Source organism: Pseudomonas sp. Sample_24 (assembly GCF_004307605.1).
Classification (GTDB): Bacteria; Pseudomonadota; Gammaproteobacteria; order Pseudomonadales; family Pseudomonadaceae; genus Aquipseudomonas.
Genome location: NZ_RCNW01000301.1, coordinates 1 through 6,009 on the forward strand (window position 1 = coordinate 1; position 6,009 = coordinate 6,009).

The following is a 6,009-nucleotide window of genomic DNA, read 5'->3' on the forward strand; positions in this document are numbered from 1 at the left end:
GGTCGTCGTCGTAGGTGTCGCAGTCGTAGAGGAAACCGCCTTCTTCCATCACCAGTTTGCGGGTGTTGGGGCCGGTGCGGCCGGTGTACCAGCCCAGCGGACGCTCGCCGGTGATTTCGGTAAGGATGCGGATCGCTTCGAGCATGTGCTCGCGTTCCTGGGCTTCATCCATGTACTGGTAGTCGATCCAGCGGTAGCCGTGGCTGCAGATCTCGTGGCCGGCATCGACCATGGCGCGGATCACATCCGGGTGCCGCTGGGCGGCCATGGCCACGGCGAAGATGGTCAGCGGGATGTCGAATTCCTTGAACAGTTTCAGAATCCGCCAGACACCGGCGCGGCTGCCATACTCGTAAAGCGATTCCATGCTCATGTTGCGCGCGCCTTGCAGCGGCTGGGCGGACACCATTTCCGAGAGAAACGCTTCGGACTCTTTATCGCCGTGCAGGATATTGCGCTCGCCGCCTTCTTCGTAATTGAGGACGAACGACAGGGCAATGCGGGCGTTGCCCGGCCAGTGTGGGTGCGGAGGGTTACTGCCGTAACCGATCAGGTCGCGAGGGTAGTCAGCGCTCACTGCAGTCTTCCTTCTTGTATGCGTGGTGACAGTTGGTGTGACGCGACTAAAGGTTGGATCACTGGCTGGCGTCACAGCGATGGGTTGATTGTATACAACTTTATATTCACTTTGTAAGCCTGATTTTTTGCATTTTTCGTTAACGGTCATCTTCACGTGCTACTGACAAGCACCTGCAAGAAATCTGCCCGACTGGTCAGTTAATGATTGCAGCGTATAGAAAGCATAAGGTTTCGCAGGAAAATGACAGAAATTTCTGTCATGGCGCTATCGGTCGCTAAAATGTCGTTTTTATTGTGTACAATTTTTATGAAAAGTGTCTTAATCAATCGCTCGCCGCAGCTTTTCGTGCTCCGAATCGGTGCGGTCTCCTTTTCACCTGACTTCGGGAGGCGCGAAGTCTGACTGCTCCATGCAGGCAGGCGCGCAGAATCAATGGGACGTTTGACTACACACGTTTTGGACGCTGCACATGGTTGCCCGGGCAGCTCGATCAAGGTCGAGTTGTACCGCGTTGAAGGTTCGCACCTGGAATTGGTCGCCAGCGCGATAACCAACAGCGACGGTCGTGTCGATGCGCCGCTGCTGCAGGGTGACGATTACCGTACCGGGGTTTATCAGGTTCAGTTCCATGCAGGCGATTACTACCGCGCCCGCGGCGTTCAGCTGCCGGAGCCGGCGTTTCTGGATGTGGTGGTGCTGCGTTTTGGCATCAACGCCGAGCAGGATCATTACCATGTTCCGCTGCTGATCTCGCCTTACAGCTATTCCACGTACCGCGGCAGCTGATCCCCCAAGCAGCTGCCACCACCTGGAAGCGACTGCGCATATAGCTTCTTTGGTCTTTCGCCCGCTCACACTGCGGGCTTTTTTTCGTCTGTGGAAAAGTGCTGACCGGGCTGACGCCATCGCGGGCAAGCCTTGCTCCTACAGGTTTCGTGTCGAATGACCGTAGGAGCAAAGCTTGCTCGCGATGCTTTTGCTTAACGACTCAACAAAGATGCCGCGCCCGCGCCACTGAACAACCCGGCACTCACCCGGTTGAACCAGCTCTGCCCCTTGCCGCTGCGCAAATAGCGCGCCGCACCATGGGCGCCGAGGCCGTAGGCCAATTTGCACAGCAGGTCCAGCACGGTCCAGGTCGCAATCATCACCAGCAACTGCGGCAGGAACGGCTGTTCGGCACTGAGGAACTGCGGCAGAAACGCGGCGAAGAACAGGATGTCTTTCGGGTTGCTGGCGCCGAGCATGAATGCACGGCCGAACAGTGCGCGAAAGCGCGGCACGGGCGCTGCCAGTGGCACTTCAGCGCCATGGGACGGTTGACGCGATTGCTGCCAGCTCTGCCAGGCGAGGTAGAACAGATACAGCGCGCCGACGATCTTCAAGGCGCTGAACAGCTGTTCCGAGGCCAGCAACAAAGCGCCCAGGCCCAGTGCCGAGGCGCTCAACAGGCAAATCGAAGCGATCACCCCGCCGAGAAATGCCGGGTAAGAACGGCGCAAACCGTAATTCAGGCTGTTGCTGATCATCAACAGTGACAGTGGCCCCGGGATCAGGATCACTACCAGTGCCGCGCCGCTGAACAGCAGCCAGGTTTCCAGACTCATCACTTTCCTCCATTTGCACAAAAGCCTCACCCGACGGGGTGAGGCTGTTTCGAAACGTGTCCCGCGTTAAGGCTTACAAGAAGATGAACTTGGCGATGAAGATCGCGCAGAGCACCCACAGGCTGACGGAAATTTCCTTGTACTTGCCGGTACCGGCCTTCAACGCCACGTAAGTGATGAAGCCCAGTGCGATACCGTCGGCGACCGAGAAGGTCAGCGGCATCATGATCGCGGTAACGATCGCCGGAATGCTGTCGGTCGCTTCATCCCATTCGATATGGGCCATGCCGCCCATCATCAGCATCGCGACATAAATCAGTGCGCCAGCGGTGGCATAGGCGGGGATCATGCCGGCCAGCGGAGCGAAAAACATCGCTGCGATAAATAACACGCCTACGGTGACAGCGGTAAGACCAGTGCGACCACCCGCGGCTACGCCCGCGGCACTTTCCACGTAACTGGTAACCGGTGGCACGCCGACCACGGCACCGAATACGCTGGATGCGCTGTCGGCTTTCATCGCGCGGGAGAGGTTTTCGATGCGACCGTCAGGCGCCACCAGATTGGCACGTTGTGCCACGCCCATCAGGGTGCCGGCGGTGTCGAACATGTGCACGAAAAGGAACGCCAGAACCACACTGATCATGCTGACGTTGAATACGCCCGCGACGTTCATGGCCATCCAGGTCGGAGCCAGGCTCGGCGGTGCGGACATGATCCCTTCGTAATGCACCAGGCCCAGGCCCCAGCCGGCGAGGGTGACGGTGATGATGCTGATGAGGATCGCGCCGAACACTCGGTGGTAGCTGAGGATGGCGATCATCAGGAAGCACACGGCAGCCAACAGCGGGCCAGGCTCGCGCAAGGAACCAAGCTTGATCAGAGTAGCCGGGCTATCGACGACGATACCTGCGGTTTTCAAGCCGATCAGCCCCAGAAATAGACCAACGCCCGCGCCCATGGCGTAGCGCAGGCTTACCGGAATGCTGTTGAGCAGCCATTCACGAATCCTGGAAAAGGTCAGGATCATGAACAACACACCGGAAACAAACACCGCACCGAGGGCGGTTTCCCAGTTGTAGCCCATGGTGCCGACGACGGTGTAAGTAAAGAACGCATTCAGGCCCATGCCTGGTGCCAGGCCGACCGGCCAGTTAGCGTAAAGGCCCATCAGCAGGCAGCCCAGGGCGGCGGCGATGCAGGTAGCGACGAACGCCGCGCCATGATCGATCCCGGCGTCGGCCATGATGTTCGGGTTGACGAAGATGATGTAGGCCATCGTGATGAAGGTAGTCAGACCGGCAATCAGCTCGGTCTTCACCGTGGTGCCATGCAAGCTGAGTTTGAACAGACGTTCCAGCCAGCCATTGCGTAGTGGCGGCGAGAGATCCAGCGTCGATGCTTCGGATTTGCGGCTTTCCACAGCGAGTACTCCTCAAGAGTTTTATTTTTATTTCCAGGGCCGGACCCATGAGGGCGGCGGCGGCCCTTTGAGGCACTTGCGAATTTGTTGACCGGTTGGTCAGGAACTCGCACGAAGTGGATTATGCTTTTGTATACAAATAAAGCAAATAATGTTTTTGATTTTGTCGACGAAAGTTTTGGCAATAGGGATATATCGCCTTCGAAGGCCTCATCGCCAGCAGGCTGGTTCCCACAGGTTTTGTGAACACAGATCACTGTGGGAGCTAGCCTGCTGGCGATGGGGGCAGAGCAGTCAGTCAATAACAGTCTGACTTTTCCCAAGAGCCAGATTCACCGCCAACCACCCATCCACCGCCGTCTCACCAGCGTCTGCAAACACCCGCTCCAGCAATTTCACCTGCTCGCGACGCAGCGACTGCTCGAACCGTGCTCCGTCATCGGTCAGCTCCAACAACCGTTTCCGTTTGTCCGTCTGCGACGCCACGCTGTTCACCAAATGCATTTCCACCAACTGTCGTAGCGGCATGTTCAGCGCCTGTTTGCTCACGCCGAGCAATGCCAGCAATTCTTTCACGCTGAGGTTCGGGTAACGGGCGATAAAAAACACGATGCGCTGATGCACCCGGCTCAAGCCGCGGCGTTCAAGCATTTCATCGGCCTTGGCCGTGAAAGCCTGGTAACCGAAGAAAAACGCTTCCATGGCCTGTTGCTGGGAAATCGGGTTTTTAAGGTCAATCATGTTGACGTATCCGCTTGTGCTGTCGTAATTTCGGTCAATAAGTTTGACTCATTTTCCTCATGCCAGGCTACCGGGTGACTTCCATGGCTTTTTCCGAACGTGTCTCACGCCTTAAAAGTTCTTTGATCCGTGAAATCCTTGCCGCCGCTCAGCGCCCGCAGGTGATGTCGTTCGCTGGAGGTCTGCCGGCTGAGGTCATGTTGCCCAAGGTCGATTGGACCGACATGCCGCTGTCCATCGGCCAATACGGCATGAGCGAAGGCGAGCCGGCATTGCGTGAAGCTCTGGCGGCAGAGGCCGGGAAGTTGGGCTTACAGTGTGAGGCGAGCCAGGTGTTGGTGGTGAGCGGCTCCCAGCAGACCCTCGATCTGGCCGCCAAGCTCTACATCGACAAAGGCACCGAGGTTTTTCTCGAGGCGCCGACTTACCTGGCGGCACTGCAGATTTTTCAGTTGTTCGGCGCGGACTGCATCACTGTCCCATTGGAGGCTGATGGCCCGGACCTGGTGCAATTGCGCACTCGCCTGGCGCAGCATCGTCCTGCCTTCATCTACCTGATCCCGACTTTCCAGAACCCGTCCGCGGTGCGTTACAGCGAAGCCAAGCGTGACGCCGTGGCAGCCTTGCTCGATGAATTCGGCGTGACCTTGATTGAAGACGAGCCCTATCGCGAATTAACCTTCGATGGCGGCAGCGCGACCCCGATTGTCAGTCGTTTGAAAACAGCCAGCTGGATCTACACCGGTACCGTGTCGAAAACCCTGATGCCCGGTCTGCGCGTCGGCTACCTGATCGCCAGCCCCGACCTGTTCCCGCATTTGCTCAAGCTCAAGCAATCGGCGGACTTGCACACCAATCGGGTCGGCCAATGGCAAGCCTTGCAATGGATCGGCAACGAGCGGTATCGACAGCATCGCAGTGAACTGCGCGAATTTTACCGAGGGCGTCGGGATGCGTTCCAGGCCGCGCTGCAAACGCACTTCGCTGATCTGGCGGATTGGAACGAGCCGCAGGGCGGGCTGTTTTTCTGGTTGCGGCTCAAGCAGCCGCTGGACACTCGTACCTTGCTCAACGATGCACTGGCCAATGATGTGGCGTTCATGCCGGGCGAGCCGTTCTTTCCAGAACCGGACAAGCATCACGGCTATTTGCGACTCAACTTCAGCCATATCGAACCGGCGCGGCTGGATGAAGGGCTCAAGCGTCTGGCGGCAGTGGTGCGGCAAGCGCAGATAGATAAAGCGGCCTGAAATGAATAAACCGGCTGATGAGCCGGTTTATTTTTGTCCGGGATTTGTAGCATTTGTGCCGGCCTCATCGCTGGCGAGCCAGCTCCCACAAGTGATGTGAGCACCACAAGACCCTGTGGGAGCTGGCTTGCCAGCGATGGCGCCGGCTCAAACAATCCAAATCATTCAGGCTGCCGCAAACCGCTTGTCCAGATAATCAATAATCACCTTGGACTCATACATCCAGGTCGTCTGCCCATTTTCTTCAATCCGCAGGCACGGCACTTTGATCTTGCCGCCTTGCTCCAGCAGGGCCTGGCGGTCTTGCTCGTTGTTTTTCGCATCACGCAACGCCACCGGTACATTCAAGCGATGCAAGGTGCGGCGGGTTTTCACGCAGAACGGGCAGGCGTGGAATTGATACAGGGT

The 6,009-nt window shown here is 57.7% G+C and carries 7 protein-coding genes; 2 read left to right on the forward strand and 5 right to left on the reverse strand.

Annotation, left to right across the window (positions count from 1 at the left end):
* Nucleotides 1-577, reverse strand: a 577-nt coding sequence (locus D8V06_RS16280; protein WP_153189259.1) for a polysaccharide deacetylase family protein, incomplete at its 3' end; no start/stop codon positions are given.
* Between the two features lie 435 nt (nucleotides 578-1,012).
* Between D8V06_RS16280 and uraH the strand changes: the two genes are divergently transcribed.
* The gene (gene uraH, locus D8V06_RS16285) at nucleotides 1,013-1,366 is read left to right on the forward strand and encodes a hydroxyisourate hydrolase (RefSeq protein ID WP_056853839.1); all 354 of its coding nucleotides are present in this window, start codon (nucleotides 1,013-1,015) and stop codon (nucleotides 1,364-1,366) included.
* Between the two features lie 194 nt (nucleotides 1,367-1,560).
* On the opposite strand, the gene D8V06_RS16290 is transcribed toward uraH, so the two are convergent.
* The 3 genes from D8V06_RS16290 to D8V06_RS16300 all read right to left on the reverse strand — a co-directional run bounded on the left by D8V06_RS16290 (nucleotide 1,561) and on the right by D8V06_RS16300 (nucleotide 4,351).
* Complete coding sequence (locus D8V06_RS16290) at nucleotides 1,561-2,187, reverse strand: LysE family translocator (RefSeq protein WP_056853838.1); 627 nt, start codon at nucleotides 2,185-2,187, stop codon at nucleotides 1,561-1,563.
* A gap of 73 nt (nucleotides 2,188-2,260) precedes the next feature.
* Nucleotides 2,261-3,580 carry an NCS2 family permease gene (locus D8V06_RS16295; RefSeq protein WP_236708441.1) on the reverse strand — a complete coding sequence of 440 codons (1,320 nt, stop codon included), beginning with the start codon at nucleotides 3,578-3,580 and terminating at the stop codon, nucleotides 2,261-2,263.
* Between the two features lie 324 nt (nucleotides 3,581-3,904).
* Nucleotides 3,905-4,351, reverse strand: coding sequence for a MarR family transcriptional regulator (locus D8V06_RS16300; protein ID WP_056853836.1), 447 nt, complete (start codon nucleotides 4,349-4,351; stop codon nucleotides 3,905-3,907).
* Nucleotides 4,352-4,434: 83 nt separating this feature from the next.
* Here D8V06_RS16300 and D8V06_RS16305 point away from each other — a divergent pair, with 83 nt between their 5' ends.
* Nucleotides 4,435-5,601, forward strand: a complete 1,167-nt coding sequence (locus D8V06_RS16305; RefSeq protein ID WP_130905396.1) for a PLP-dependent aminotransferase family protein — start codon at nucleotides 4,435-4,437, stop codon at nucleotides 5,599-5,601.
* Between the two features lie 165 nt (nucleotides 5,602-5,766).
* Here the strand turns inward: D8V06_RS16305 and D8V06_RS16310 are convergent.
* A partial coding sequence (locus D8V06_RS16310; protein ID WP_130931314.1) for a glutathione S-transferase N-terminal domain-containing protein occupies nucleotides 5,767-6,009 on the reverse strand: 243 nt, incomplete at its 5' end.